Below are 24,272 nucleotides of genomic sequence, written 5' to 3'. Positions count from 1 at the left end.
TTGCCAGATGCTTCCGCGCGAGACCCTCGCCACTGCCCAGATTCCCGACGGAGAGACGCTGACCCTGGTCAGCCATGGACGCGACTTCGTCATCATGCTCGGCCGTGACGAGCTGATGGGCACGCGTATGCAGTTCTCGGAGGAGCAGCTCGCGATCCTCACCCTGGCAGAGCTCGAGGCCAAGACGCCTCGCGTTCTCATCGGCGGTTATGGCATGGGCTTCACCTTCCGTGCCGCGCTCGACAAGCTGCCGGAGGGCGGTTCGGTGACGGTGGCCGAGATCGTGCCCGATATTCTCGAGTGGGCGAAGGGGCCGCTGGCGCATCTCACCGGCGACACGCTCGATGATCCGCGTGGCGAAGTGGTAATCTGCGATGTCGCCGCCCTGATCGACGACGCGAACGACGGTACGACCGCAAAGTACGACGCCATCCTGCTCGACGTCGATAACGGCCCCGATGGCATCGTGCGCGATGCCAACTATCGCATCTACAGCAAAACCGGGCTGGGCAAGGCACGCGACGCACTGCGTCCTGGCGGCATCCTTGCCGTTTGGTCGGCTGCCCCAGACCACAAGTTCACTGTCCGTCTCAAGGAGAGCGGCTTCGACGTCGAAGTGCGCGAAGTGCGTGCGCGGCCCAACAACAAGGGACCGCGCCACACTATCTGGTTTGCCAGGAAGGGCTAGCCGACCTTGATCCGCGGCATGCCCATGAAGTCACGCTTGCCCAGGGGCACGCCCTTCATGCGCAAGATGTCGTAGAATGTCGTCGCGTGGAAATATACGTTCGGCTGGCTGAAGCTCATCAGGAAGTTCTGGCCGGTGAAGTCCATCAGCCTTTTGCCGCCGAGCACGAAGCCGATGGTTGAGTCCGCCACGTCTTCGAGCTGCTCAGGCGTCACCGCTGCCAGCTCGTCCAGCGTCTTCTTTACCATCGCCCGCATCGCGTCCCAGCTTTGCGGCAACTCGGTGAAATCGGGCGAGAATTCGCCAGTCGGCAAGAGGCTGATGACGTAGGCCGAATGCACCCAGCAGCTGCGGATGTGCCACGGAAGGTTCCACATGTCGTCGATCAGGCGACAACCCATCATCTCTTCTTCGGAGATGCCGTTTTCCTTGGCGAAGGCCTCGCCCTTGTCGATCATGCCGGGCAGTGCGCCGATCGCCTGCTGGCAGTTGGGAACGAAGGCTTCGTACAAACTCAGGGCCATGTCTCTCTCCTTTGGGGGCAAGAAAAAGCCCGGCAATCTCGTGACCGCCGGGCTTTCTTGAAATCGGTTTAGCGAACCCGCGGTCCGCCGAAGGGCAGCGGCGGAGGTGGACGGCGCGCACCACGCGGGAGCTGTGCCTGGTAGGCACGGCCGCAATGTTCGACGCAATAGGGGAAGCCAGGGTTCACCTGTTCACCGCAGAAGTGGAAATCGGGCTCGCCCGGATGGCCCATCGGCCAGCGGCAGACCTTGTCGCTGAGGTCGAGCAAGCTCGTCTTGTCGGCAATCGACGGGTCGGGCTTGGCCGGAACCAGTCGCCGAGGCGGCGCAGGCGGGATCGGAGCCTGCTGGTCGCCCGGACCCTGGCGCAGGAAGCCGCCCGGTCCGACCGAAACGATTTTCGGCAGGTCAGGGGTCTTGTTCGGGAGCGGCTGTGAGGGAACTGCGGCATCCGCGCGCGCGGGCTGCTTCGCGACCGGTTTGGCCGGTGCAGCGGCAGAGGCAGCCGAGGGCCGCGGCGCGGGCTTTGCCGCAGGCGCCTTGGCCACCGGTTTGGCGGCGGGCTTGGGCTTGGCCGCCTTCGCCTCATTCGCCTTCACCGGCGAAGGGCGCGACTTGAGGCCCAGCCGGTGCGCCTTGCCGATCACCGCATTGCGGCTGACCCCGCCGAGTTCGTCGGCGATCTGGCTGGCGGTCGACCCGCTCTCCCACATCTTCTTGAGTGTTGCGATCCGTTCGTCGGTCCAGCTCATCAGCAATCCTGTATCTCGATTCGTGACGCCGCGGCTTGCCAGCCGGAGCGCTTGGCCGTAGTCGCGCCTCCATGGCCGATCAAGCCCCGACCCTGCCGCCGAGCGGCGAACGACCGGACGCCTCGTTCACTGAGGTGGATGCCGGAGGGGGAGGGCGATTTCCGCCGCGGGGACGTCCGGTGATCAATGGGATCAATCGGATCGGCCTGTGGAGCCTCTATATTAAGGAGGTCCGCCGTTTTCTCAAGGTCCAGACGCAGACAATCTGGGCTCCCGCGGTCACCACGCTGCTGTTTCTTGTGATTTTCTCTGTCGCGCTGGGACGCGGCGAACGCGAAGTGCTGGGAGTGAACTTCCCGACATTCGTCGCGCCTGGCCTGATTGCCATGGCAATGATGCAGAACGGCTTCGCCAATTCTTCCTTTTCGCTGCTCTCGGGCAAGATCCAGGGGACGATCATCGACCTTCTGATGCCCCCGCTCTCCGAAGGCGAACTGATGACCGGCATCGTGGGCGCGGCGGTGACCCGCTCGCTTGCAGTCGGCTTCGTGGTGGCGCTCGCCATGTTGCTCTATCCCGGCGTGAGCCTGGCGATGGCGCACCCGTGGGCGGTCGCATGGTTCGGCCTGATGGGTGCCGGCATGCTGGCGATCCTCGGCCTGATGGCGTCGATCTGGGCGGAGAAATTCGACCACAACGCGGCCGTGACAAATTTCGTCATTGCGCCGCTTTCGATGCTCTCGGGCACATTCTACGTAATCGAGAACCTCCATGGCGTCTTCCAGGGGATCAGCCGCGCGAACCCGTTCTTCTACGTCATTTCCGGCTTCCGCTATGGCTTCCTTGGCCAGAGCGACATCGGTGATGCCACGCATGTTGCATGGGCGGCCCTTGGCCTTCTGGCATTCAACGCCCTGCTGGCAGCGATCGCCTACCGCCTGTTGAAATCGGGCTGGAAGATAAAGAGCTGACGCCCGAGTTCAGTGCGTCAGGCTGCGGCGCATGCGATAGCGCCCGTTCTCGAACTGCTGGAAATAGGCATGGACGTCCGGATGTTCGACCGGACCGCCAAGCGAGTCGTTGAGCAGGTTCTGCTGGCTGACGTAGGCGACATAAGTGTTGTCGTCGCTCTCGGCGAGGAGGTGGTAGAACGGCTGGTTTCGATCCGGCCGAATATCCTCCGGGATCGAGTTGTACCACTCTTCGCTGTTGGCGAAGACCGGATCGACATCGAAGATGACCCCGCGGAAATCGAACACCTTGTGTTTGACGACGTCGCCAATCGCAAAGCGTGACTTTACGCGGCGCGGCGCCTCGATGGTGCGACCGGCCTGGGCGGAGAAAAACAGTGCTCTTTCCATGATTGGGTAGAATATGGTGCGCTGCGGCAAGGAAACAAGCCGCGACCTTTCGGCCATCCCCCGATTTCGCATGCAAAAGGGCTTGGCAAGGGCAGGGGGCTCGGCTAATCGGCGCCCTCGCTTCGACCGGGGCCATGGCCCGCAAGCGCACCCTACTTGAGCGGAGAGGTGGCAGAGTGGTCGAATGCGCCGCACTCGAAATGCGGTATACGGGCAACCGTATCGAGGGTTCGAATCCCTCCCTCTCCGCCATTCATCCCAAATCTCGGTCGCCAGCAACGCCTTGCCCGCCTTCACTTGGGCGCCAGTCATTATCCGGCTTCCTGCCTCGATGTAACGCGTGCAACACCCTGTTGCAGGGTTTGAATTGCGTTATTCCAAGGTCCAATGTCGTGGCGATGCGCAGCATGCGACACATCGCTCCAGGTGAGGGAATTTCTCGAGGGAAGGATTACGATGGCATTTCGCGCACTTCTGGCCGGTTCCGCACTGGCGTTTTCTCTCGCCGCGTGTTCGGGTGGCAGTGACGATGTTGCCGAAGTGCCAGCCGACGACACGACGATGGCATCGCCGGTCGATGCGCCTGCTGTAGAGGAAACAGCAGCTCCTGTAGAAGAAGGTGCGGCTCCTGAAGCTGCTGCTGAAGCCGAGGTCGCAAAGGAGGACACGCCGAAGGCGGTCGAAACGGCCAAGCCTGCTGCCGAACCGACCAAGGCCGCTGTTGCAGAGGCTGCGGCAGTCGTCGCCGCCGCTCCGCCCGCAGCATTCGGCCGGTGCGCCGTTTGCCACACCGCCAACAAGGGGGGCGAGGACAAGCTTGGTCCGAACCTTTGGGGTGCATACGGGGCGAAGGCGGGGCAGGGGAGCTTTTCCTACTCCGATGCGCTCAAGAATTCGGGCCTTACCTTCGACGAGGCGACGCTTCACTCATGGCTGGAAAACCCGCGCGCGCTGGTGCCGGGCAATCGCATGAGCTTTCCGGGTATCAAGGACGCCGCGAAGCGCCAGGAAATCATCGACTACCTGAAGAAGCAACGCTGAGGACGGTATGAGAAAGGGCCGGCTCCGCCGCGCGGACCGGCCCTTTCATGTGTCCTACGCCGTGCGATAGATCGTCGGCTGGATGTCGGTGAACTTGGGCACGTCGCCCATGACTTCTGCCGTGCCAGCCGACCCGAGTGCCGCGTCGATCGCATCGCTGCTGGAGAAATTGAGCACCACCATCGCGACATTGGGCTGCTCGCCATCGGCTGGCCAGTAGACGTCTGCTCCCGTCATGCCGTGGCTGCCCCAATGCTTTTCGACCAGCGGGATATGCGTGTCGCGGTAATAGTCCGCGTCGAACTTGGCCCCTTCCTTGGCGGGGTAACTCACAACCAGGCTTGCCATATTCTCTCTCCTTCAATTGCAGGTCTTGTAGGGAACCACGATCGGTACTGCGACGACGAGTCTGCGCCCGCTCTCGTGCCAGCCGTCGGTGCCTTCGGCCAGCCAGAAGATGTCCTTGAACCCTTGGCGCGCGAGCCTGCGCGCGGCATTCCAGCTCATCCAGCAATCGGAGCGGCAAAAGACGACGACGGGCAGGTCGGGTGACGCCTGTCTCGCCTCGGCGACCGAAGCGACGAGCGCGGACCACAGGGCCTCGTTCACCGGGGAACGGCCCGTCTCGGGATGCCATTGGGCGCCGGGAATGGTCTCGTGCGAGCTCGAGAGACGCCATTTGCCGCTGACCTCGTCCCGCACCCCGCCTTCTACCGGCATCACGTCGAGGAACAGCGCCTCCTTACCGGGCTGGAGTTGCAGGGCAGCATCGAGCGCGATCGGTCGGGCGGGGGAAGGGTTTGACTGGACGGGCGCACGATAGCGTGTGCTGCGATAGCCGTCGGCATCGAAATCCTGCGCGGTCACCGGCGCCGCCGAAAGCAGGACCCCGGCAAGGGCGATGCGCAGATATTGGGCCTTGGCCATGAAATTCTCTTTCGTTCGAAAGTCCAATGGGCGTTGGGGCAAGGAAGCGTGTATTGTCCTTTGGTATGAGACGCATCCTGATTGTCATTGCGGCGCTAGTGCTTCCTGCCATGGCACAGGCGGGAGAGCCTGATCCACTCGGCTCGCCGATGTGGGATTTCCATGCCGCGCAGGTGTTCGAAGGCGCTTCCTACACCTTCGACGATGCGGTGAAGGTCGAACTGCCGGTGGTCACGGAAAACCAGCACGTGATGCCGGTCACGGTCGATGCGCGCGCGCTCGGAGAGGTCAGGCGGATCGTCCTCTTTGCCGATCTCAACCCCATCCCCATCGCGCTCGACTACAGGCCGCTCGCTGCCGAAGCCTTCGTCGCTACCAGGATCAAGCTCGACCAGCGCACCCCCGTCCGCGCAGCAGTGCTTACTGCGGACGGCTTGTGGCATGTCTCCGGCGGGTGGGTGGACGCCGCAGGCGGCGGATGCTCCGCGCCTCCGGTGAGCCGGGTGAAGGGCGACTGGGCTGACCATCTGGGCGAAATGCGCGGCGCTGCATGGGCCGAAGGCGAAGAGACGCGCCTGCGCTTCGGGTTCCGCCATCCGATGGACACGGGCCTCGTCGAGAATATTCCAGGCTACAACATCGACACGGTGAAGGTTCGCGATGCTGGAGGTACGTTGCTGGCGGACATGACGATCTATGGCTCAGTATCGGAAGACCCGTCTTTCACCCTGATCGTCGAGCCGAAAGTTTCCGGTAAACTGGACGTTGCGGCACGCGACACCAATGGCCTTGAGTTTTCCGGCTCGCTCGACGCCGCGACTGGGCGCAGGCTCGCCGCAGCACGTCCGTGAGGCTAGCGCGTCGCGCCTTCCTTGCCGGTGCGGCGGCATTGCCGGTCGCCGCACGGGCCGAGCAGTATGCCGGGACCTATACCCCGCAGGCGACCAGCATCGGGGATGGCATCTGGCTCGTGCGTGGGGCGGACGATGCCTTGCTGTTCGAAAATGGCGGCGCAGTTGCGAATTCGGTGTTCATGGCCAGCGACGCGGGGACGATCCTTTTCGACCCGGGCCCCTCGCTCAAGTTCGGCAAGACATTGTCAGCCTTGATCGAACGGACGACTGGTGCTCCGGTCTCGCTGGTCTACGTCAGCCATCTGCACCCCGATCACTCCTTCGCTTCCGGGGCCTTTCCCGATGCGGAGATCCACGCATTGCCGGCAACCCGCCACGACCTCGAACGGGACGGTTCCGGCTTTTCGGACGGAATGTACCGGCTGTTGTCCGGATGGATGACCGGAACCGAGGTGGTGTTGCCAAGCGGTGACCTGACCGAAGGACCGGTGGAGTTTGGCGGCCGGAAGCTCCAACTGCTGGCGCTCGCGGGACACAGCGAGGGCGACCTTGCCCTGGTCGATCATGCAACCGGCACGCTGGTGGCAGGCGATACTGTCTTCCTCGACCGGGCACCTGCCACCCCCAATGCAGACTTCGCGGTCTGGCGCGCCACCCTCGATCGGCTCGAAACCATCGCCCATCGGCAGCTGGTTCCCGGACACGGCCCCCTCGATCGCGAGGGTAGGGGCATCGCCCAGACGCGCGACTGGCTGGTCTGGCTCGAGTCCGCGCTACGCAGCGCAGTTGCGAACGGGCTCGACATGACCGAGGCGGGGCGGATGGAAATTCCGGCACGCTTTGCCAGAATGGCAGCGGCGCGCTACGAGTTGCAGCGCAGCGTTTCGCACTTCTACCCGCGCCTGGAAGCCGAACTCTTCCCGCGTATTGACGGTTAGAAGCGCGCCTTCAGGGCGACCGAAAGGCGGCGCGGCATTCCCGGGGCATAGGCTCGCGGGTCGCTGGCGCCGGGCGCTTCCTCCAGCTCGATCTCGTCGATTTCGGCCAGGGTGCCGAAGGTCGCGTATTTGCGATCGAAAAGGTTGCGCACTTCAAGGACGAGGTCGAGTTGCCGCGTCAGGCTGAGCTTGCCGGTCAGGTCGACGAGGAAGTAGTCCGGCGTTGTTGCGAGGTCGTTGCCCTCATCGCCGACCAGCAACTGACCGGAACGCCAGCGGACCTGCGCATTGAGCGCCCATCGTTGGCTTTCGTATCCCGCGCGGGCATTGATTGCTTGGCGCGGAACACCCGGCAGACGGTCGCCATGGCGGACCGCGATCTGGCCGTCTTCATCTGCTTGCGGATTGGCGGGGCTGCTGATCGAGAAATCGCTGCGAAACCGCGCGTCGGTCAGGCTGTAGTCGGCACCCAATCGCCATGGCCCCTGGTGCCAATCAGCTGCCACGTCGAAGCCCTGACGACGGCTTCCGCCGAGATTGACGAAAAAGGCGCGGCCGCGGACTTCGGAGGCAACGTGGCGGATATCGTTGCGCGTATCGCTGCGCCACAGTCCAAGGCGGAGTTCCAGCGCGCCTGATCCCCATCCCGCATCGGCATGCCAGTTGCGCGCCACGACCTGTTCCAGCGGCGGGTCGGCGACGAAGAAATTGGCAAGGGCACAGGGCGCATCGGGATCGGCGCAGGAAAGCTCGGCAGGGGTGGGATTGCGGCTCGTCTCGGCATAGCCAAGGCTGACGTCGAGATCTTCCGTCGGTTCGATATCGACTTCCACCGCTGGCGAGATGCGCTGGAAGCGGTGGTTTCCGTTGAGCTCGCTGCCGATGAGGTCCACCAGTTCGACCCGATTGTCGGACCAGCGCACACCGCCTTCGATTGCCAGCCATGTGGCAAGCGGCATGTCGACGCTCGCGAAGACCGACAGATCCCGCAAGGTGGTGTCCACCGACACAGGCGTAATCGCGCCGCTCGCTGCCACGAGGTCGGTTCCTAGAGGGACGACCGAGCGGTCGTCGAGCAATTCGCCGAGTTCGGCCCGCGTGTCGAAGCGGGTCATGTAGCGATCCCAGGTGGCACCGAGGGCTATTCGCCTCGTGCCGAGATCGGTTTCGACTTCGTCAACATACTGCAGGCCGAGCCCGCCGCCGCGGGTTCGCTCGCGACCCCGGTTGAACACGGCGTACTCGTCCACCGTCGGGTCCACGGCCACCGGCTCGCGCATGATCACGTCGAGCAGGACGTCGCTCGCCTCCTCGTCGTCGTCGGACAGGCACAACCGGGAGGGATCCGCATCGCATTCCGAAAAGTCAGCCAGGTCACCGTTCGCTGAAACCCGTTTCAATGACTGGTAATGCACCGTGGCGGTCAGCCGTCCTGATTTCCCCACCTCTAGATAGGGCGCCACCGTGACGCGCCCGAAGCGTGAGTCCGAATAGTCGGGCCGGGTGAAGATCGCGCGGTAGTCGGCAGCCAGCAGTTCGACCGGAGCGACGCCGTTACCGGTGAGCCTGGTGGAGGCTGCGATCAGCGTCCCATCGACACCCCAGCTGTCGCCATGGTGGCCCAGTGACGCAAATCCGCGGAGCAGGCGCGAAGGGCTGTAGTCGCGCCACCCTTCGTCGTGCAGCACCTCAACCACCAGCAGTCCGTTCTTTCCGCCATAGGACGCGTTGCCGCCATAGCCGCCGAAGCTGTCGGTCGAAATTGAGCCCCTCAGCCCCGGCAGGTCGGCACCTGTCGCCGTCTGGAGCAGCAATGCGCCGCCAAGCGCGTTGCGGCCGAACACCGGGTTGGGCTCGCGCACCTCGGCCCTGGCCAGGGCGGCTTCGGGAACGAGGTCGAGCGTCAGCGTGTCGCCGAAGGGCTGGTTGAAGCGCACGCCATCGAGATAGACGGCCATGCCCTGTTCGGTGCCCTGCAGGGCGGAAGCCGAGAAACCGCGCCAGGTGATCGCTCCCGCCCACGGATTGCCCTGCGCTTCGGCGATCGAGACGCCTGGCACCTCGTTCGCCAGCGCGCCGAACAGGTCCGGACGGCTGCCACGCCTGATCGCCTCGCGGTTCGCAGCAAGAGCCTCGTCCGCATCGACCCCGCCGCCGGGTGCAGTGACGATGATGACCGGCTCTACGTCTTCCGCGAATGCCGGAACGGGCAGGGCAAGGAGGGGAGCAAGAACCCAGCGACGCATCACATCATCCGTCGCAGGATCGGCTCCCTCAGGAGGAAATGGTGGCGCAGGGCTGCCGCGACATGGAGCACGACAAGGGCAAGGAAGAGCCAGCCGAGGATCTCGTGCATCTCGTGCCCGATGGAATAAGCGGCGCTGTGGCGCACGACCGGGAGTTTGGGAAGTTCGAACAGTCCGAACCAGTCGAGCGGATACTTCCCTGCCGATGCGAGAATCCATCCGGTGACCGGCATCACGATCATCAGGGCGTAGAACGCGGCCTGCACCACGCGCGCAGAGAGGATCGCGTTGCGGGAGATCCCGGGCGGATACGGGGGCCGCTGCCACATGGCGCGCCAGACGATGCGCACCACGGACAGGGCGAGAATGGTCATGCCGGTTGCTTTGTGGAACGGCATCAGCCGGACATAGGGCTCGAGCGGATCATGCAGCAGGCCGGTCGCGAGGTTGGCGATGACCAGCACCGCAATTGCCCAGTGCAAGGTCCGCGCGCCCTTGTTGTACCTCACGTAATCCTGCCGCAAATCTCCCATCAGAAGCCGACCTTGATGCCCGCCCAGATAGTTCGCGGTGTACCGAGGTCGACCGAACCGCCCTGGTTGCGGGTGACAATGGTTTCGCCGGTCAGGTTCTCGCCCCGAAGCACCAGCGCGACCTGCCGTAACAGCGGCACCTGCGCAAAGGCATCGAGGGTCGTCGCAGAAGGCAGCACGTCGGTTTCGAGATCGTCCTCGAACTGCGCGCCGACATATCGCAGGGTGGCAGAGAGCAGCCAGTTGTTCGCGGGGCGATAGGCAAGCGTCGCACCGGCCACCCACTTCGGGGTTTGTGCCGGACGATTTCCGTCCAGCGCCGCTGCAAAGCCGGAACCCTGCGCTTCGGCATCGGTATAGGCGACCGCGCCGTCGAGGCTGAACTTGCCCAGCTCCAGCGCTGCGCTCGCCTCGACGCCACGTGAATGGATGGCGTCGATGTTCTGGCGCTCGCGCAAATTGTTGGCGATCGTCACATTGGCGATGGCGTGCTTCACCTTGTTGTCGAACGCAGTGAAGGCGATGCGGACGCCGTCCGCCGGAGCGAGGTCGACACCGGCCTCGAAGCCTTCCAGCCGCTCGTTCGCCAGATCGGCATTGGCGCGCGTGGTGACGGGAAAGACGACGAAGGGGCGGTAAAGCTCGTTGAGCGTCGGCAGGCGCAGCCCGGAGTAGGCTGCGGCGCGCAGGCTGGCGGTGTCGCCGAGCCGGTACAGAACACCGCCACGGAAGGACGCATCCCAGCCCGACCTGTCGGGGTAGACGAGATCGCTCGTGATCACGCCCGATCCGTTGCGTTCGACAAAGAAGCCGTCGCGGATGGTAAATCGGTCAAGCCGTGCACCCGCGGTCAAGGTGAGAGCGCCGAGCGAGAAGTCGTTCTCGGCAAAGAAGCCGAGGTCGGTATTGGTCCCGCCCGCGTTCCGCCTTGCCGTCACCGCGCCACTGAGTGCGCTCAGCGCAGTCTCGAAAAGCTCGCCATCGGACTTGCGATAATCCACCCCGAGGCGAAGGACATTGTTGTCCCCCGTTGGCGGCCGAAGTTCGATCTTGCCGCCAAGCCCCGTGGCCGGCGTATTGCTCTGGTCGAGGACGGGGACGAACCGCGTCGAAGAGATGACGACATTGGTGAAATTGCGCGCCTGCACATAGCCGAGCACGTCGAACTGCCAGTCGCCGCGACCGACCAGTCGCAGGCTGGCGTCCTGCCCCTCCATGCTGCTGTCGCCGCCATCGAAGCGCAAGGTACGCTCGTCACGATAGATGAGGCCTCGTGCCTGCAACTCGACCGTGTCATTGAGCGGGGCAACGCCGCGGACCTGGATCGAGTACCCGTCATAGGCGGCGCGCGCGCTTGCCGGAACGCGCTGGTCTTCCGGCGTGGTCCAGAACCCCTTGCCTCGGTCCCAGCGGGCCGAAATCGAAGCGAACCCGGCGCCGAGCCGCGATGCGGCGGTTGCGCTCGCTTCGGTTTCACCCCTGTCATTGGTGAGCAATTGGCCACCGAAACTGCCCAACGCGTCGGCATCGGCGCTGGTGAGTTCGATCGTGCCAGCGAGCGCTCCGGCCCCGAACGGGCCCGAGCCGCCGCCCCGGGTCACCCGCACCCGGTCAAGGCGTTCGGGCGCGATGGCACTGAAGGGAATGTAGCCGAAGAACGGATCGGTCATCGGCACCCCATCGAGCAGGACCTGCGCGCGGCTCGATGCGTTGCCGCCGAGCGCACGCAAGGTCGCGCCCTGGGCGGAAGGATTGGCCGAACGGCTGTCCGAACGCCGGAACTGCTGGAAGCCGGCGACCGATGAAAGTGCATCCTCGATCCGTCCGGACGCTGTCGAAACGAGATCCTCGCGCTCGATAATCTGCGTGTCGTAGGCGGGTGTCGCCGGAGTGTCCTCGAGCCCCTCGCCAGTCACCACGATGACGCGTTGCTGGTCCTCGTCGGCCTCGTCTGCCTGGGCAATTGTCGGGAGGAATGCAGTGCAAACCGCTGCTGCGCCCGCCATCCAGTATGTTTTTCCGTGTTCCCGCATCGACCCCAACATAGTGCTATTCTTGGACAAAGAGAGCCGGCGGATGTCGAGAGACGCCCGCCGGCTCCAGGGAGAGATCATACAGAGCCCTTGGCTCCGGCCAAGCTCAGAAGAACAGGATGCCGCCCAACGCGATCGCGTCGCTCTCGGCCTGGTTGCCGTTGTGCGCTTCCGCCTTGGCGTGGACATATTCCCCGATCAGCGTGACCCAGCTGGTCAGGCCGTAGCGGACCTGTCCGACCCAGCTCGAGTTCGTGTCGACCAGCGTCGGGTTTGCCAGCTCGTCTGCCGCATTGGCATAGTCGAGCGAGCTTTCGCCGTAGCTGCCGCCGATCGAAACCTTGCCGAAAGTGGCGAGGCCCTGGAGATAGAAGCCGTCGCTGCTGCGGGCATTGCCGAAGGCGTCGGTGTCCAGCAGGTTGAGCACGGTCGTGCCCAGACCCTTCGCGGTGTACCAGTAGCCAGTGGCTGCGAACGGACCGACGGTAAGCTTGGCACCTGCATCGAGGCCCTTGCCGGTGTAGTCGACCAGGCCGCCGGTGCCGGCACCGATTGTGCTATGCTTCTGCGTGACGCCCGACACCCACAGGCGGGTACCGACACCGCCGAAACTGCCGTCGTAGGTCAGCTTGCCCTGGTAGCCCGGGGATGCCTGGTCCTGCGCCGGAGCCGTCAGTGACATGAGCGGTTCGAACACACCGAACGATGCCTGGAAACCGCCGAAATTCGGGGTCGTGTAGGTAATCTGCGGCTGGAAGTCGGTGTAGATGTAGCCGCTGCCGATGCGACCCAGCGTGGTGTTGCCGGGGGCAACGTTGCCGCCCGGCGCGCCGGAGGAAAGCAGGGTGATGTCGTTGAGGATGCCCTCCGATCCGAACAGGCCGATGTCGCGCCCGATCTTGAGTTCACCGAAGCCGCCGCCGATCGTCATGTAGGTCTGGCGGAAGTCGATGCCGGCAGTCGCCAGCGCAGTGGGCTGGCCACCGTTGTTGGCTCCCAGCGCGCCCCAGGCGGTGCTGTTGATGCCCGGATACATGCCGAAGTGCGCACCGATATCGAGACCGGCCTGCTTGGTCGTCACATCAACCTTGAGGAAACCGGGGAGCAGGCCGTTGCGGACCGAGCTGCTGTTCGAACCGCCGACATTGGCGATGCCGCCAGTGACAGCAGTGGTTGCACTCGGCGTGTCGGGATTGTCGTGGACGTAGAAGCCGTTGACCGAACCCGAGAACTTGATCGTCGCCGGGCCAACTTCGAAGCCGATACCGCTTTCGGTCATGCGGACCATGCGGCTCGAATCCAGTGCGCTTTCGGCGGATGCCATGGGAGCGGGAGCGGGTGCCGTCGCGGCGTCCTGCTTCATCTCGGCCATGATCTCGGCATATTCCTCGTCGGTGAGGATGCCCTTTTCGTGAAGCCGTTGGAGCAGCGATGCCGTGCCGCTACTTTGCGCGTAGGCTGGCGCGCTCATGGACGTCAGGGCGACGGCCGCTACAGCGCTGCGCAGCAGGTATTTGGAGATCATAGTCCTTCCCCCTTCTTGTATCTGGGCCGTCTTTGCCGGCGTGGGGGAAAATGGGGCGGCACTCGTTCCGCCGAAATTGGACTTTGGTCGTCCTACTTTGGACCAATGAAGCCGAGCGAAGGGATCACTTGGCGAGCACGACGCCCCAGGGACCCTTTCCGGCCGCGACGCGCGAAACGACTTCGAGCTTCGCAAGGTCGACGATCGCAATATCGTCACTTCCGCCATTGGCGACGATCGCCTTGCTGTCGTCCGCCGTGATCGCGAGGTGCCAGGGTCGTCCGCCAGTCTTCACGTACCCCCTGATCTCGTGGCTGGCCACGTCGACCACGGCGATGCTGTCGGCGCGTCCCAAGGCGATCACCGCGGTCTTGCCGTCCGATGTGAAGCGGATGCCACAGGGCAGGATCTTGTAGGGCAGGGCGCCGGGAGGAGCGAATTCCAGCGTGTCGACGATCGACTTGCTGGCAACGTCGACGACATGGACTTTCTGGCCCACTTCGGCAGCCACCCAGACCTGTTTGCCGTCCGGAGTGAATTCGACGTGCCGCGGTCGGACGTCGGTTTCGGTCTCGTGCACCACCTCGCGGGTCGCAAGGTCGATCCAGCTGACGAGATTGTCCTCCTCGCTGGTGACGAGCAGCCATTTGCCGTCGGGACTCTGGGCAATTCCCTCGGGTTCGTCGCCGACCGGGATTTGCCAGGCGACCTTGCCCGCCTCGAGATCGATGGCGGTGGTCGCGGCATTGTCCTCGTTGGCGACGAACAGGAGCTTCCCGTCGTTCGAAAGGAAGAACTGTTCGGGATCGTTGCCGGATGGCAGCACCGCCACCAGCGCCCCTGTCTTGGCATCGCGCACCTCCACCGCGTGTTCGAGGCTTGCGCAGACATAGATGTATTTGCCGTCCTTGCTGAGCAGGATGCCACGGGGGCGCTCACCCACTGCAAAGGTGTCGACCAGCGTGCCGCTCTCAAGGTCGATCACGCTGACCGAAGCCGACCGCTCGTTGCTGACATAGGCGATTTCGGCGGAAGCCGGCGTTGCTGCGAGGACAGCCCCGCAACATGCCGCGGCTATGATGGATCGGATCAACATACCAGCCTGTCTATCCGCCTGCGCGCGCGTCGGTATTCTCCGAAAGTACAATGGGGCTGGTAGACCCAGCCGCTATCTCTGGGACCGGTGGGATGAACTGTTCACGCTCAGGTGGACACGTGACGACTTGGTCGCAGAGGATATTTGAAAGATGATGAAGTTTGCCAGCCGCATAGCGCTTTCGGCAGCAGCGGCGACCCTTGCGGTGGCGCTCGCGCCCCAGCTGATGGCACACGGTGACGTGACCCCGCAACCGGTCGACACCTCCGACCTTCCCGATATCGAGGGAGGCAACGATGTCTGGGTGGCGAGGAACCCCTATTCCGGCAATGCCCGCGCGATCGAAATCGGCGCTTCGGCCTACAACCAGAACTGTGCGCGTTGTCACGGCCTGCAGGCCATCTCGGGCGGTATCGCGCCCGACCTGCGCTATCTCGAGCCGGGCGAAAGCGGTGACGAGTGGTTCCAGGAGCGGTTCCGTCACGGCTCGGTCCGCGATGGCAAGGTCTACATGCCGCCGTTCGACGAGGTGCTGGGACAGAAGGCCGGCTGGACCATCCGTGCCTGGCTCGAAACGCAGTACACGGAAGAATAGTGATGGACCGCAGGGGGTTCATTGCGGGGCTGGTCGGTGCGGCAGGGGCTCTGGCCGTCAGCTCGCCCCTCAGCGCCGCACCGCTGGAAAAAGTCCGCGAACTCGGTGTTCTCAGGATCGGGCTCTACAATGACTACCGGCCTTGGTCGTGGGAGCGTGAAGGCCGACCGGCCGGTATCGACGTCGATATTGCCAAGGTGATCGCGGAGAAGCTGGGACTGCGTGCAGACGTTGTCCTGTTTGCCGCTGACGAGGAAGTCTCGGACGATCTGCGCAACGTAGTCTGGCGCGGAGGCCTGCTCGGTTTCCAGCCATGCGATGTGATGTTGCACGTCCCGTTCGACCTGGAGTTCGCGAAGCAGGAAGACCAGGTCGCCTTCATCGCGCCCTATTACCATGAAAGCTTCACCGGCATCTGCAGTTCGGGCACGCGCAATTGCGACGCCCCGCCGCAGCTGTTCGTCGGCAAGCCCGTGGCAGCCGAGATCGATTCCATTCCCGACTTCTACCTGCTCGGCGGCTTCGGCGGGATCCTGCGCGGCGACATCAAGCACTATCCCAGTGGCTATGCTGCCGCAGAGGCGGTGCAGGCGGGCGATGCCGAGATGGCCGTCGCGACAAAGGCGCAGATCGAGGCTGCGATAGCCGATCGGCCCGACGCCGGCGCGCAGCTGCGCAAGAGCCCGTTGCCGCTCATGCCCTCGCGCGGGTGGGACATCGGCATGGCGGTCAAGGAAAACAGCCGCTCGCTTGGCTTTGCGATCGAAGACGTAGTCGCCGAAATGGCCTCCAGCGGTCGCATGACGGAAATCTTCGCCGGACACGGTGTCGCCTGGGAGGCGGCCGAGGCTGCCAAGCCCCTCGCGTGACCGGCTCTGCGGGTCGTCGCCTTAGCCCAAGGTTCAATTGCTGCCCGCTGCGCCGGAGATAGGCTCGCGCATCATGGGAGCCATCCATCGGCGCGATCCAACTCCAGTCGGGCCGTCAAAATCACAGGAGGGAAGGATGAAGGGCATGTACAAATCATTGATTGCCGCCACCGCGCTCGCAGGGGTCGCGCTGGCAGCACCGGCAAGGGCCGAAGGTCCGACAAGCGAGGACCTCGTCAACGATGCCAACACGCCGGGCGACGTGCTTACTTATGGCATGGGGCCATGGCAGCAGCGCTTCAGCAAGCTCGACCAGATCGATACCGGCAACGTCGCGAAACTCGTTCCCGTGTTCGCCGCATCACTCGGCGGCGAGAAGCAGCGCGGCCAGGAATCGCAGCCGATCGTCTATGACGGCACGATCTACGTCACGGGTTCCTATTCCCGCCTCTATGCCTTCGATTCGCGCACAGGCGAGAAGAAGTGGGAATACAATGCTCGCCTTCCCGACGGCATCATGCCCTGCTGTGACGTGGTCAACCGCGGTGCCGCAATCCACGGCGACAAGATCATCTTCGCCACGCTGGATGCGCATCTCGTCGCGCTGAACCGGGAGACCGGCAAGGTCATCTGGAACAAGGAAATCGCCGACTACAAGGCCGGCTATTCCGCCACGGCGGCTCCGCTGATCGTCAAGAACATGGTCATCACCGGCAACTCGGGTGGCGAATTCGGTGCCGTCGGTGCAGTCGAGGCGCGCAACGTCGACACGGGCGAGCTCATCTGGCGGCGTCCGGTGATCGAAGGCCACATGGGCACGCTCAACGGCCAGGACAACGGCATCACCGGCAAGACCAATGCCAGCTGGCAGGGCGACCTTTGGAAGACCGGTGGCGGCGCAACCTGGCTTGGTGGCACTTACGATCCGGGTACGAACCTCGTCTACTTCGGCACCGGCAACCCGGCGCCGTGGAACAGCCACCTGCGCCCCGGCGACAACCTCTACACCTCGTCCACGCTCGCGATCGATGCCGACACCGGCAAGATCAAGTGGCATTATCAGACCACGCCGCACGACGGTTGGGACTTCGACGGTGTGAACGAGTTCATTCCCTTCGACGCCAAATTGGGCGGCAAGGACATGAAGCTTGGCGCCAAGGCCGACCGTAACGGTTATTTCTATGTCCTCGACCGGACCACCGGGAAGCTGATGGGCGCCCACAAGTTCGTCATGCAGACGACCTGGGCGGACGGCATCAACCTCAAGACCGGCCGTCCGAACTATGTGGACGCCAATCGTCCCGGTCCGCCGAACGGCACCGAAAAGGGCACGGTCGTGTTCTCCAGCCCGTCGTTCCTCGGCGGCAAGAACTGGATGCCGATGGCCTACAGCCAGGACACCGGCCTGTTCTACATTCCGTCGAACGACTGGGGCATGGACATCTGGAACGAACCGATCGCCTACAAGAAGGGCGCGGCCTACCTGGGTGCCGGCTTCACCATTAGGCCGATCGCCGAAGACCATATCGGCGCGCTGCGTGCGATGGACCCCAAGACCGGCAAGATCGTGTGGGAATACAAGAACAAGGCCCCGCTTTGGGGTGGTGTCCTGACGACGGCAGGCAACCTCGTCTTCACCGGCACGCCTGAAGGCTACCTCAAGGCGTTCGACGCCAAGACCGGAACCGAGCTGTGGAAGTTCCAGACCGGTTCGGGCGTGGTCGGTTCGCCGGTCACCTGGACGCAGGACGGCGAGCAGTACGTCGCTGTCATGTCCGGTTGGGGTGGCGCAGTGCCGCTCTGGGGCGGCGAGGTCGCCAAGACCTTCAAGGACATTAGCCAGGGCGGTGCGCTCTGGGTGTTCAAGGTCAACAAGTAGTCCGAAATCGTGGACCGCGCCGTCCTGACGGGTGGCGCGGTTCGCAAACCACGGGATATACAATGGCATATGCCCAGGCTCTGAAAAGGACCGAAGTGAGCGACACGCTGGCACCCGAACGCGTCCTTATCGTCGATGACCATTCGCTGGTTCGCGACGGCCTGCGCAGCATCCTGGAATTCCGCTATTCCGGTGCCGAGATCCTGGAAGCAGGCGATTTCGCCGAAGCCCTCGACATGCTGGCGGAGGCGCAAGAGGTCGACCTGGTCCTCCTCGATCTCAATATTCCCGACGCATCGCGCCTCTCAGCACTCCAGCAGCTGCGCAGCGACTTTCCCAGCACTCCGGTAGTCATGGTATCGGGCGTTTACGATCGCCAGACCGTGGAGGAGGCTTTGGAGGCTGGCGCGGCGGGCTTCATTCCCAAATCCATGAAGCGCGACCAGATCGTCGATGCCCTCGAACAGGTGCTCGCCGGCGAAATCTACATGCCGGGCGAACTCGCCGAAGATCCGCAGGCCCAGGAAGAAGCCTCGATCCGCGAAAGGATCGATACGCTGACCCCGCAGCAGCGCGTGGTGCTCGGGCTGCTCGTCAATGGCCGGGTCAACAAGCAGATCGCCTATGACCTCGGTGTGTCCATGACGACGGTAAAGGCGCATGTCTCCGCGGTGCTGCAGAAGATGAACGTCTACAACCGCACACAGGCGGTGATTCTCGCCAACCGGGTCGGCTTCACGTCCTGAGCGGAACCTAGCGGAGCACGCCGAGCTGTCTCAGCAGCGCGCGCAGTTGGGCTGGCTTGACCGGTTTGGTCAGCACCTGGACTCCAAGGTCGGAAAGTTCGTTCTTCACCTCGTCGCTGCGGTCGGCGGTGATGACGAGGGCGGGCAGGTCGACGTTTGCGGCCTTCCGCAAATCGGTAATCGCCGCATTGCCCGTCATCCCGTCGTCGAGATGATAGTCGGCAATCAGAACCGCCGGGTTAGCGAGTGCAGCCGCCTGAACAAGCGGATCCTCGTGCGAAGTTGCGGCGACGACATTCAATCCCCAACCCGACAACAGGGCCTCCATACCGTCGAGGATGGCCGGATCGTTGTCGATCAGCAGCGCCGCACCGGCGGAAGCGGGCGACCTGCTGCGACGTTGCGGGCGCGCGTCTGCAGGGACCGGGCTGCGTTCGCCCTTCGGCACGATAACGGTGAACTGCGCACCATCACCTGCCTCTGAATCTATCTCGATCGCGTGTCCCAGTGTCGCCGAATACCGCCGGACGATCGCAAGTCCGAGACCATGCCCCGGTTGCTTGCTGGTGCTTCTCAACCGGCGGAATTCCTCGAAGATCGCTTCGCGCTTCTCAGGCGGGATGCCGGGGCCGGTGTCGCGCACCTGGATCCGCACCTCATCGCCATCCTCGGTCACGGAAAGCGATACCGTGCCCTCCTCGGTATACCGGATCGCATTCGAAACGAGGTTCTGGAGAATGCGGCGCAGCATCCTCTGGTCGCTCATCGCCCATTGGTCGGTCGGCTCGACATTGAAGACGAGGCCCTTGGCCTCGGCGGCAGGACCGTGCTCGATCCGCAGGGCGGTGAAGGTCTTGCCGAGGTCCAGGGATTCGATGTCCGGAGCAACCGCACCGGCATCGAGTTTGGAAATTTCGAACAGGGCCTCGAGCAGTTCCTCCACCGAATCGAGCGCCACCGAAGCCTGGCCAGTCAGGCGTTTGGCCTCGCCGGGAAGCCGTTGGTCACCGAGCGCCGATACGAACAGCCGCGCGGCATTCAGCGGCTGAAGCAGGTCATGGCTTGCCGCGGCGATAAAGCTCGTCTTCGACTTGTTGGCGCGTTCTGCCTCGTTCTTCGCTTCGACCAGTTCGCGGTTCACATCGACCAGTTCGGCGGTTCGCTGCTCAACCGCACGCTCGAGCATCTCGGCCGTCTCGGTCAGGGAGCGTTGGAAGCGGATGCGGTCGGTGACATCGTCGAAGGCAAAGGCCATCCCGCCCGTCGCCAGCGTGACCGAGCGGACGACGAAGTTGCGGTCGCCCATCATGCATTCGGTGCTGATTCGCGGGCTCCGCCCGTCGCGCCATTCGACAGCCTGCGGGCGATCCAGCCCGCGTTCGTCGATGCAATAGGCTGCCAATTCTTCATGGGTGCCGATGATCGACTGCACGCCCTTGTCGAGCTTGAGCATGTCGGCGAGCCCGCCGTTCCACGCCTGCAGCTTGCGGTTTTCATCGAACAGGCAGGCGCCTTCGGACAGCGTGTCGAGCGTCGATTGCAGCGCCAGGTTCCTGGCCGCCAGCTCCTTGGCGCGCTGGCGTGCATCTTCCGCCTTCACGCTGGTGATGTCGGTATAAATGCCGACAGTGCCGCCTTCGCTGGTTCGCAGTTCGTTGATCTGGACCCAGCGCCCGTCGCTCATCGCCTGCACATGGACGCCATCGGCGCGTGCGTGGCGCTCGATGCGATCCTTGACCCACCGCTCGGGGGCGACCAGCGAGCCGATCGTCCGCCCGCTTCTCGCGAGGCGTTCGGCCAGCTCGGCAAAGTTGGGACCGTCCTCTGCAACCTCTTCCAGTTCCGGCCAGAAGGCGAGGAAGGCGCGGTTGCACATCAGCAGCCGGTCGTTGGCATCGAACAGCGCGAAACCATCGTTGAGAGACTCGATCGCATCGCGCAGACGGGCGCGGGCCGCGTCGGCATCGTGGTGCGCTGCTTCCAGCTTGGCGTTCGCGACGTTGAGCTGGCCCATCGCTTCTTCGAGATCGGAAGTCCGGTCGCGAACCATCGCCTCGAGCGTGATGGCAGTCTCGAACATCGAGAATGCCCCACCCTGGATATCGGTCGAACGCTCCACGCGGTCGATGAGGGCGTTGTTGATCTTCTCGAGACGTTCGATCCGCGCGCGCAGGGCGGCAACGTCCTCTTCCTCCTCGATGGCAGGACCGGGCATGTGCAACCTGCTGGCCATCAGCGGCCGATCGCCAAGCCGCTCAGGGTCTGGTTGACGTGTGCTGCTAGATACTGCTCGCCATAGGTGTTGAAGCCGATGACGTTGTTTTCCGCATAGATTTCCGACACCTGCCGCGCCAGTTGGCGATCCTCGGCATCGACCCGGTTGAGCACGCAATCGAACCCCAGAACGGCGTCGAGTGAGCCTACATGCTGTTCCAGGTCCTCGAACATCCTCTTCAGCTGGGCGATCCGGTCGACGGGCTCGCCGATGGTCAGGACGATGCCGGTATCGATCGCACAGTAGAAGGTCAGGCTGCCGTCGGGATTGGCCGACTGGATCGACCGGACATGGTAGGTTCCGCCGGTGCGCACCATCGGAGGGTGGGCGGCGAAGAAGCCGGTATCGAGCTTGGAAGCGGGGCCACCTACGAGGCGCAGATATTCCTCGGCCGCCGGAGCGGCGTTGATCTCGTAGACGATCCGCCGTTCGCTGTCGGCTTCGGTCACTACCATGCGTTCCGGCCCGGGCTGGTAATGGTTTGCCGAAAACACGTGCAGCGGTCGCGAGCTGGTCAGGATGGCGATGACGGCGGCATCGCGGCGGAACTCGTTGTCGACAAGGACGCCGGTTTCGCGGAACAGCAGACCGTCACCGCTCGACCCGCCGACGAGTTCGATTTCTCCCAACGCATCCTGTGCCGTCATGGTCAGGACTTCCTCGCGGTGGGAAAGCCCGTCGACGAGGAACAGCGCCACCTGGTGAAGCTCGTTACCAAGGACCCGGGCTTCCTGCCGGGCGTTGGCGGCGAGGTGCCTGATCCGGCTGCGCGCACCATCGCGGTCGAAGCCATCGAGGTCGGTGAAGGTCAGCACCGACATGGCGAAACTCGCCGCCGGGAAACCAACGAAGACAAGGCTGTCCTCGTCGTACCCTCGCGGCGTGAGTTCGCCTGCACTGGTACAGCCGATCAGCGGAAAATGGGCGAGGTGGCTCGAAATTTCGGCGGCGAGTGCCTCGCGATCGAACTTCTGCGAACAGAACAGCACGCCACCGGCAAGCGCCCGATCACCGATTGCTGACACGACTTCTGCCACCGCCAATGCCGGATCGTCGGCATGCGATGCAGCGGTCACGAGACCGTCCAGATCCTGGCGTCTCCGGTGCAGAACCTCTCTCCCCTATCCCGCGCGTGAACCTGTCGGTTTCTGTTTTGCGGGAGCGTCAAATTATGGCCCAAGCAACGCTGATTTCCAAGCGTCTTGGTGCGCTCAGGGCCCTACGTAAGTGTCTCCTCTTTGAGGCTCGCCACATGCGGCAAGGGCCTCTGCCTCGGCGTCGCTGAATACGCGACTGCGCACGATGAAGCGGATGCCTTCGGGCGCTTCCACGCTCATGCCCGATCCCCGTCCGGGAACGACGTCAATGGTGACCTGCGTATGGCGCCAGTATTCGAACTGGGCAGCGCCGATCCATACCGGCGTGTCGTTGACGAGGTGGCCGAGCAACACGTCCTGCCCGCCGACGCGGAACTCCCCGCGCGGGAAGCACATCGGCGCGGAACCGTCGCAGCAGCCACCGGACTGATGGAACATCAGAGGGCCGTGGATGTCCTCCAGCTTGAGGATCCACTCTTCCGCTTCGGCGGTGGCGAGAATGCGCGGCGGGACCAGAAGCCTTTCCATCGGCCGGATCATGCAAATCGGACGGGCAGGCGCAAGCCTGCCCGTCTCTGGGGAACCGTTTCCCGACCGCCTCGAGAGGAACCAGTCGGCGCGACGGGAAACGATATCGGCGATGCGCCGCGCGGCATCAGAAGAAGCCGAGCGCCTTTGGGCTATAGCTGACCAGCAGGTTCTTGGTCTGCTGGTAGTGCTCGAGCATCATCTTGTGGTTCTCGCGACCGATACCCGACTGCTTGTAGCCGCCGAAGGCAGCGTGCGCGGGATAGGCATGGTAGCAATTGGTCCATACCCGGCCGGCCTGGATGGCTCGGCCGAAGCGGTAGCAGGTGTTGGCATCGCGGCTCCACACCCCGGCTCCGAGGCCATAGAGCGTGTCGTTGGCGATGCTGAGCGCCTCCTCGTCGGAAGAGAACTTCGTCACCGATAGGACTGGGCCGAAGATTTCTTCCTGGAAGATCCGCATCTTGTTGTGGCCTTCGAGAACCGTCGGCTTGACGTAATAGCCCTCGGCCAGTTCGCCATCGTGAACCTGACGGCCGCCACCGGTCAGCACATTGGCACCTTCGTCCCTGCCGATGTCGATGTAGCTGAGGATCTTTTCGAGCTGGTCGTTCGATGCCTGGGCACCCACCATGGTCGCAGCATCCAGCGGGCTGCCGAGCTTGATTGCTTCGACCCGGGCGATGGCCCGTTCCATGAAGCGGTCGTAGATCGATTCATGGACAAGTGCGCGGCTGGGACAGGTGCACACTTCGCCCTGGTTCAGCGCAAACATGGCAAAGCCTTCGAGTGCCTTGTCGAAGAAGTCGTCGTCTTCGCGCATGACGTCGGCGAAGAAGATGTTGGGGCTCTTGCCGCCCAGTTCCAGCGTGCACGGAATTAGGTTTTCCGAGGCATATTGCATGATGAGGCGACCGGTGGTCGTTTCGCCGGTGAATGCGATCTTGGCGATACGCTTGTTGCTGGCGAGCGGCTTGCCAGCTTCGAGACCGAAGCCGTTGACCACATTGACCACGCCATCGGGGAGCAGGTCGCCGATCAGTTCCATAAGAACCATGATCGACATGGGGGTCTGCTCGGCCGGCTTGAGCACGACGCAATTGCCTGCTGCAAGCGCTGGCGCGAGCTTCCACACCGCCATCAGGATCGGGAAGTTCCACGGGATAATCTGGCCGACGACACCGAGGGGCTCGTGGAAGTGATACGCCACGGTATCGTGGTCGATCTCGGAAATGGAGCCTTCCTGCGCGCGCAGGGCACCGGCGAAATAGCGGAAGTGGTCGACCGCCAGCGGCATGTCCGCCGCGGTCGTTTCGCGGATCGGCTTGCCGTTGTCGATCGTTTCAACCATGGCCAGCATGTCGAGGTTGTCCTCCATGCGCTGGGCAATCCTGTTCAGGATGATGGCGCGCTCGGTTGTCGAGGTCTTGCCCCATGCATCCTTCGCCTTGTGGGCCGCGTCGAGTGCGAGTTCGATGTCTTCCGCGCTGCCGCGTGCAACCTGGCATACCGGCTTGCCCGTGACGGGTGAAATATTGTCGAAATACTGACCCTTGACCGGGGCGACCCACTTGCCGCCGATGAAGTTGTCGAACTTTTCCTTGATCAGCGATTTGCCGCTGAACTTGCTGAGGGCTTGCTCAAGCATCTGTCATTCTCCTCTCGCCCTATACGAAATTCGGATTTCAGCTTGGGCCTGCTCCTCGGAGTCGCCAATTGTACCTTGGGGTAAGAGAAGGCATTCCTGCCGGACGTTTCGGGGTGG

23 protein-coding genes and 1 tRNA gene are annotated in these 24,272 nt (G+C 63.6%); 10 read left to right on the top strand and 14 right to left on the bottom strand.

What is annotated here, in order from left to right:
• Nucleotides 1-7: 7 nt before the first annotated feature.
• Complete coding sequence (locus tag IRL76_RS09205) at nucleotides 8-688, top strand: spermidine synthase family protein (RefSeq protein ID WP_200981069.1); 681 nt, start codon at nucleotides 8-10, stop codon at nucleotides 686-688.
• On the opposite strand, the gene IRL76_RS09200 is transcribed toward IRL76_RS09205, so the two are convergent.
• Complete coding sequence (locus IRL76_RS09200; protein ID WP_200981068.1) at nucleotides 685-1,212, bottom strand: DUF1993 domain-containing protein; 528 nt, start codon at nucleotides 1,210-1,212, stop codon at nucleotides 685-687. The genes IRL76_RS09205 and IRL76_RS09200 overlap by 4 nt on opposite strands.
• A gap of 68 nt (nucleotides 1,213-1,280) precedes the next feature.
• Nucleotides 1,281-1,964, bottom strand: a complete 684-nt coding sequence (locus IRL76_RS09195) for a GcrA family cell cycle regulator (RefSeq protein ID WP_200981067.1) — start codon at nucleotides 1,962-1,964, stop codon at nucleotides 1,281-1,283.
• Nucleotides 1,965-2,035: 71 nt separating this feature from the next.
• Between IRL76_RS09195 and IRL76_RS09190 the strand changes: the two genes are divergently transcribed.
• Nucleotides 2,036-2,935: an ABC transporter permease gene (locus IRL76_RS09190; protein WP_200981066.1), complete on the top strand. Its 900-nt coding sequence runs from the start codon at nucleotides 2,036-2,038 to the stop codon at nucleotides 2,933-2,935.
• 9 nt (nucleotides 2,936-2,944) lie between these two features.
• Here the strand turns inward: IRL76_RS09190 and hspQ are convergent, their stop codons facing one another.
• Entirely contained in the window at nucleotides 2,945-3,325 is a 381-nt protein-coding gene (hspQ, locus tag IRL76_RS09185; protein WP_200981065.1) for a heat shock protein HspQ, read from the bottom strand.
• 162 nt (nucleotides 3,326-3,487) lie between these two features.
• On the opposite strand from hspQ, the gene IRL76_RS09180 reads away from it, so the two are divergent.
• Nucleotides 3,488-3,577, top strand: a tRNA-Ser gene (locus tag IRL76_RS09180).
• A gap of 204 nt (nucleotides 3,578-3,781) precedes the next feature.
• Nucleotides 3,782-4,366, top strand: a complete 585-nt coding sequence (locus tag IRL76_RS09175; RefSeq protein ID WP_246449640.1) for a c-type cytochrome — start codon at nucleotides 3,782-3,784, stop codon at nucleotides 4,364-4,366.
• A gap of 54 nt (nucleotides 4,367-4,420) precedes the next feature.
• Here the strand turns inward: IRL76_RS09175 and IRL76_RS09170 are convergent, their stop codons facing one another.
• Nucleotides 4,421-4,714, bottom strand: coding sequence for an EthD family reductase (locus tag IRL76_RS09170; RefSeq protein WP_200981064.1), 294 nt, complete (start codon nucleotides 4,712-4,714; stop codon nucleotides 4,421-4,423).
• Between the two features lie 12 nt (nucleotides 4,715-4,726).
• Entirely contained in the window at nucleotides 4,727-5,293 is a 567-nt protein-coding gene (locus IRL76_RS09165; protein ID WP_200981063.1) for a rhodanese-like domain-containing protein, read from the bottom strand.
• A 65-nt stretch (nucleotides 5,294-5,358) separates the two neighbouring features.
• On the opposite strand from IRL76_RS09165, the gene IRL76_RS09160 reads away from it, so the two are divergent.
• Both IRL76_RS09160 and IRL76_RS09155 read left to right on the top strand, forming a co-directional pair.
• Entirely contained in the window at nucleotides 5,359-6,144 is a 786-nt protein-coding gene (locus IRL76_RS09160) for a quinoprotein dehydrogenase-associated SoxYZ-like carrier (protein ID WP_200981062.1), read from the top strand.
• Nucleotides 6,141-7,085, top strand: coding sequence for a quinoprotein relay system zinc metallohydrolase 1 (locus tag IRL76_RS09155; protein ID WP_200981061.1), 945 nt, complete (start codon nucleotides 6,141-6,143; stop codon nucleotides 7,083-7,085). The genes IRL76_RS09160 and IRL76_RS09155 overlap by 4 nt, the downstream gene beginning before the upstream one ends.
• Here the strand turns inward: IRL76_RS09155 and IRL76_RS09150 are convergent.
• The 5 genes from IRL76_RS09150 to IRL76_RS09130 all read right to left on the bottom strand — a co-directional run bounded on the left by IRL76_RS09150 (nucleotide 7,082) and on the right by IRL76_RS09130 (nucleotide 14,518).
• The gene (locus IRL76_RS09150; RefSeq protein WP_200981060.1) at nucleotides 7,082-9,331 is read right to left on the bottom strand and encodes a TonB-dependent receptor; all 2,250 of its coding nucleotides are present in this window, start codon (nucleotides 9,329-9,331) and stop codon (nucleotides 7,082-7,084) included. The two genes, IRL76_RS09155 and IRL76_RS09150, sit on opposite strands and share 4 nt — an antisense overlap.
• On the bottom strand, nucleotides 9,331-9,864 hold the full coding sequence (locus tag IRL76_RS09145; protein ID WP_200981059.1) for a cytochrome b: 534 nt from the start codon (nucleotides 9,862-9,864) through the stop codon (nucleotides 9,331-9,333). The genes IRL76_RS09150 and IRL76_RS09145 overlap by 1 nt, the downstream gene beginning before the upstream one ends.
• A complete protein-coding gene (locus tag IRL76_RS09140; RefSeq protein ID WP_200981058.1) occupies nucleotides 9,864-11,870 on the bottom strand; it encodes a TonB-dependent receptor in 2,007 nt (668 codons plus the stop codon). The genes IRL76_RS09145 and IRL76_RS09140 overlap by 1 nt, the downstream gene beginning before the upstream one ends.
• A gap of 133 nt (nucleotides 11,871-12,003) precedes the next feature.
• Nucleotides 12,004-13,422, bottom strand: a complete 1,419-nt coding sequence (locus IRL76_RS09135) for a porin (protein ID WP_200981057.1) — start codon at nucleotides 13,420-13,422, stop codon at nucleotides 12,004-12,006.
• A gap of 124 nt (nucleotides 13,423-13,546) precedes the next feature.
• On the bottom strand, nucleotides 13,547-14,518 hold the full coding sequence (locus IRL76_RS09130; protein ID WP_200981056.1) for a PQQ-dependent catabolism-associated beta-propeller protein: 972 nt from the start codon (nucleotides 14,516-14,518) through the stop codon (nucleotides 13,547-13,549).
• 154 nt (nucleotides 14,519-14,672) lie between these two features.
• On the opposite strand from IRL76_RS09130, the gene pedF reads away from it, so the two are divergent.
• The 4 genes from pedF (at nucleotide 14,673) to IRL76_RS09110 (ending at nucleotide 18,607) form a co-directional block, all read left to right on the top strand.
• On the top strand, nucleotides 14,673-15,113 hold the full coding sequence (gene pedF / locus IRL76_RS09125; protein WP_200984259.1) for a cytochrome c-550 PedF: 441 nt from the start codon (nucleotides 14,673-14,675) through the stop codon (nucleotides 15,111-15,113).
• Nucleotides 15,114-15,115: 2 nt separating this feature from the next.
• Entirely contained in the window at nucleotides 15,116-15,982 is an 867-nt protein-coding gene (locus IRL76_RS09120) for a substrate-binding periplasmic protein (protein WP_200981055.1), read from the top strand.
• Nucleotides 15,983-16,127: 145 nt separating this feature from the next.
• Nucleotides 16,128-17,861: a methanol/ethanol family PQQ-dependent dehydrogenase gene (locus IRL76_RS09115; RefSeq protein WP_425504490.1), complete on the top strand. Its 1,734-nt coding sequence runs from the start codon at nucleotides 16,128-16,130 to the stop codon at nucleotides 17,859-17,861.
• Between the two features lie 62 nt (nucleotides 17,862-17,923).
• The gene (locus tag IRL76_RS09110; RefSeq protein WP_200981053.1) at nucleotides 17,924-18,607 is read left to right on the top strand and encodes a response regulator; all 684 of its coding nucleotides are present in this window, start codon (nucleotides 17,924-17,926) and stop codon (nucleotides 18,605-18,607) included.
• Nucleotides 18,608-18,614: 7 nt separating this feature from the next.
• Here the strand turns inward: IRL76_RS09110 and IRL76_RS09105 are convergent, their stop codons facing one another.
• From IRL76_RS09105 to adh, 4 genes are all read right to left on the bottom strand, one after another.
• The gene (locus IRL76_RS09105) at nucleotides 18,615-20,822 is read right to left on the bottom strand and encodes a hybrid sensor histidine kinase/response regulator (protein ID WP_200981052.1); all 2,208 of its coding nucleotides are present in this window, start codon (nucleotides 20,820-20,822) and stop codon (nucleotides 18,615-18,617) included.
• A gap of 17 nt (nucleotides 20,823-20,839) precedes the next feature.
• Entirely contained in the window at nucleotides 20,840-21,958 is a 1,119-nt protein-coding gene (locus IRL76_RS09100) for an FIST N-terminal domain-containing protein (RefSeq protein WP_246449637.1), read from the bottom strand.
• A 135-nt stretch (nucleotides 21,959-22,093) separates the two neighbouring features.
• A complete protein-coding gene (locus tag IRL76_RS09095; protein WP_200981051.1) occupies nucleotides 22,094-22,507 on the bottom strand; it encodes a DUF779 domain-containing protein in 414 nt (137 codons plus the stop codon).
• Between the two features lie 127 nt (nucleotides 22,508-22,634).
• The gene (adh, locus tag IRL76_RS09090) at nucleotides 22,635-24,155 is read right to left on the bottom strand and encodes an aldehyde dehydrogenase (protein WP_200981050.1); all 1,521 of its coding nucleotides are present in this window, start codon (nucleotides 24,153-24,155) and stop codon (nucleotides 22,635-22,637) included.
• Nucleotides 24,156-24,272 lie beyond the last annotated feature (117 nt).

It is taken from the genome of Qipengyuania soli (assembly GCF_015529805.1).
Lineage (GTDB): Bacteria > Pseudomonadota > Alphaproteobacteria > Sphingomonadales > Sphingomonadaceae > Qipengyuania > Qipengyuania soli.
Note: the sequence above shows the minus strand (reverse complement) of the source record. Positions and strands in the feature narration are given on the sequence as shown.

What these genes read in the sequence shown, in the direction of transcription:
- IRL76_RS09205 (WP_200981069.1), top strand. Translation starts at nt 8, where the DNA reads ATGCTTCCGCGCGAGACCCTCGCCACTGCCCAGATTCCCGACGGAGAG.
- IRL76_RS09200 (WP_200981068.1), bottom strand. Translation starts at nt 1,212, where the DNA reads ATGGCCCTGAGTTTGTACGAAGCCTTCGTTCCCAACTGCCAGCAGGCG.
- IRL76_RS09195 (WP_200981067.1), bottom strand. Translation starts at nt 1,964, where the DNA reads ATGAGCTGGACCGACGAACGGATCGCAACACTCAAGAAGATGTGGGAG.
- IRL76_RS09190 (WP_200981066.1), top strand. Translation starts at nt 2,036, where the DNA reads ATGGCCGATCAAGCCCCGACCCTGCCGCCGAGCGGCGAACGACCGGAC.
- hspQ (WP_200981065.1), bottom strand. Translation starts at nt 3,325, where the DNA reads ATGGAAAGAGCACTGTTTTTCTCCGCCCAGGCCGGTCGCACCATCGAG.
- IRL76_RS09175 (WP_246449640.1), top strand. Translation starts at nt 3,782, where the DNA reads ATGGCATTTCGCGCACTTCTGGCCGGTTCCGCACTGGCGTTTTCTCTC.
- IRL76_RS09170 (WP_200981064.1), bottom strand. Translation starts at nt 4,714, where the DNA reads ATGGCAAGCCTGGTTGTGAGTTACCCCGCCAAGGAAGGGGCCAAGTTC.
- IRL76_RS09165 (WP_200981063.1), bottom strand. Translation starts at nt 5,293, where the DNA reads ATGGCCAAGGCCCAATATCTGCGCATCGCCCTTGCCGGGGTCCTGCTT.
- IRL76_RS09160 (WP_200981062.1), top strand. Translation starts at nt 5,359, where the DNA reads ATGAGACGCATCCTGATTGTCATTGCGGCGCTAGTGCTTCCTGCCATG.
- IRL76_RS09150 (WP_200981060.1), bottom strand. Translation starts at nt 9,331, where the DNA reads ATGCGTCGCTGGGTTCTTGCTCCCCTCCTTGCCCTGCCCGTTCCGGCA.
- IRL76_RS09145 (WP_200981059.1), bottom strand. Translation starts at nt 9,864, where the DNA reads ATGGGAGATTTGCGGCAGGATTACGTGAGGTACAACAAGGGCGCGCGG.
- IRL76_RS09140 (WP_200981058.1), bottom strand. Translation starts at nt 11,870, where the DNA reads ATGGCGGGCGCAGCAGCGGTTTGCACTGCATTCCTCCCGACAATTGCC.
- IRL76_RS09135 (WP_200981057.1), bottom strand. Translation starts at nt 13,422, where the DNA reads ATGATCTCCAAATACCTGCTGCGCAGCGCTGTAGCGGCCGTCGCCCTG.
- IRL76_RS09130 (WP_200981056.1), bottom strand. Translation starts at nt 14,518, where the DNA reads ATGTTGATCCGATCCATCATAGCCGCGGCATGTTGCGGGGCTGTCCTC.
- pedF (WP_200984259.1), top strand. Translation starts at nt 14,673, where the DNA reads ATGAAGTTTGCCAGCCGCATAGCGCTTTCGGCAGCAGCGGCGACCCTT.
- IRL76_RS09120 (WP_200981055.1), top strand. Translation starts at nt 15,116, where the DNA reads ATGGACCGCAGGGGGTTCATTGCGGGGCTGGTCGGTGCGGCAGGGGCT.
- IRL76_RS09115 (WP_425504490.1), top strand. Translation starts at nt 16,128, where the DNA reads ATGTACAAATCATTGATTGCCGCCACCGCGCTCGCAGGGGTCGCGCTG.
- IRL76_RS09110 (WP_200981053.1), top strand. Translation starts at nt 17,924, where the DNA reads ATGGCATATGCCCAGGCTCTGAAAAGGACCGAAGTGAGCGACACGCTG.
- IRL76_RS09105 (WP_200981052.1), bottom strand. Translation starts at nt 20,822, where the DNA reads ATGCCCGGTCCTGCCATCGAGGAGGAAGAGGACGTTGCCGCCCTGCGC.
- IRL76_RS09095 (WP_200981051.1), bottom strand. Translation starts at nt 22,507, where the DNA reads ATGGAAAGGCTTCTGGTCCCGCCGCGCATTCTCGCCACCGCCGAAGCG.
- adh (WP_200981050.1), bottom strand. Translation starts at nt 24,155, where the DNA reads ATGCTTGAGCAAGCCCTCAGCAAGTTCAGCGGCAAATCGCTGATCAAG.